At 43.3% G+C, this 1,103-nt stretch carries 2 protein-coding genes; both read right to left on the reverse strand.

Annotated elements, in window-relative coordinates; translation table 11 throughout:
- Window positions 1-144 precede the first annotated feature (144 nt).
- Window positions 145-465 carry a hypothetical protein gene (locus tag A1359_RS22270; RefSeq protein WP_157200469.1) on the reverse strand — a complete coding sequence of 107 codons (321 nt, stop codon included), beginning with the start codon at window positions 463-465 and terminating at the stop codon, window positions 145-147.
- Between the two features lie 3 nt (window positions 466-468).
- Window positions 469-1,103: RHS repeat-associated core domain-containing protein (locus tag A1359_RS04670; RefSeq protein WP_198159274.1), on the reverse strand; the 635-nt coding region annotated here is incomplete at its 5' end.

The following is a 1,103-nucleotide window of genomic DNA, read 5'->3' on the forward strand; positions in this document are numbered from 1 at the left end:
GTCGTTTTCTTGCCATCGGTGTAAGTTTTAGCCGTCACAAAGAAAAGGCTCAGGTCTTTCAATAAAGCAAAACATATAATAGCCATGTTACGGTTTTTGATTTAATAATTGCAAAATGAAAGACCTGACCCCCTTTGTGTTCCGTTATGTTATTTGACGATACCAAGGCCCAATTATATGCTCTAAAGGACCAATTTTTCCAGCATCATCAGGCACTCCATGAGGACAATAAACCATTACCTTGTCTTCGTTGTTTGTAGAAAATACTACGCAACCACTTGCAGTATAAATTGTGTAATCAATGAACCTGTCTTCAATGGTCGGATTACCGCCAGTCAGGAGATGGTCGGCTAAAGTTACAGCCGACCATCCATGAAAAATAACCCATCTCCAAGACCAACTACTTAGCGTAAATAGCAAAGCCATAATAATAACTGAGGTTATACGGATGATGTTTTTCTTCATAAATTATTGAGCAGGTGCTGGATTGACAATGAGCTTGACGCCGCCATTGTTATAATTATCCTGGAATAATTTATTAAGAGAGTTGTACGTCGGCTGGTCTGTAACCATACACGCAAGCGAAGTACCCTGGTTGGTCCCATTGCGGCCTGGATGAATCTGAGCGCCTTTTGTTACTGAGCCATCTGGATAACGAATAGTGTTCCAATCACTTGTATTTGAAATGGTAGGCCGACCAGCATATTGATTTCGGTTAAGTAGCGAGTTTATTAAAGTGTCAGGCAGAGCTGGTCTCGGCGTTACAGAATATGTGCCTTCTTGAATTTGGTTGAAATTAGTAGTTCCGGTGTTGAATGTACCATTAATGCTGCCGTCAAGACCTGTACCAGTGGCAGTGAAACTGAATCCACCTGTGGGTAGCGGATTTGCAATGACTGTCGCCTCTAAACCTAGAGGATCGACATATCTTAGCGGGTTATTCCCCACATAGGTGTAAAGATTAACGCCCCCGTTTTCCATAATCGGATCCCTCGATACCCATCGCCCGGTATCGGGATCATAAGCCCGGTAGTTGGTTAAATGCAGCCCAACGCCCTGTATGTTAAACATCCCCGCATACAGGAAATCCGGCGTAATCGGCG

Origin of the sequence: Methylomonas lenta (assembly GCF_001644015.1) — a bacterium.
GTDB lineage: Bacteria > Pseudomonadota > Gammaproteobacteria > Methylococcales > Methylomonadaceae > Methylomonas > Methylomonas lenta.

Bases quoted from the DNA above. Each gene is read 5' to 3' on its own strand.
- A1359_RS22270 (WP_157200469.1), bottom strand. From the start codon at position 465: ATGAAGAAAAACATCATCCGTATAACCTCAGTTATTATTATGGCTTTG.